We start from the raw sequence: 266 nt of genomic DNA, 5'->3' as shown, positions 1-266 counted from the left end.
ACGCCTTCCCTAATCGGTTAAGCTTGCCACTGAATGTAAGTCGCTGACCCATTATACAAAAGGTACGCCGTCACCCCGCTTTAAGCGCTCTCGCGCTTAATCCGCTTTGCGCGCCAGTGGTGCTATTTCACACTGGGGTCTTTTGACGATTTTTACTGTCGAAAAAATCGCCGAAAGCGCTTAAAGCGGGGCTCCGACTGTTTGTATGCATGCGGTTTCAGGATCTATTTCACTCCCCTCCCGGGGTTCTTTTCGCCTTTCCCTCA

The 266-nt window shown here is 51.1% G+C and carries 1 rRNA gene; it reads right to left on the bottom strand.

Annotation, left to right across the window (positions count from 1 at the left end):
• Nucleotides 1-266 (bottom strand): 23S ribosomal RNA (locus J8I34_RS34565); the annotation flags it as partial.

This window comes from Cupriavidus phytohabitans, assembly GCF_017815025.1.
Taxonomy (GTDB): domain Bacteria; phylum Pseudomonadota; class Gammaproteobacteria; order Burkholderiales; family Burkholderiaceae; genus Cupriavidus.
The sequence above is the reverse complement of the archived record's forward strand: the minus strand, read 5'-3'. Positions and strand labels throughout refer to the sequence as shown.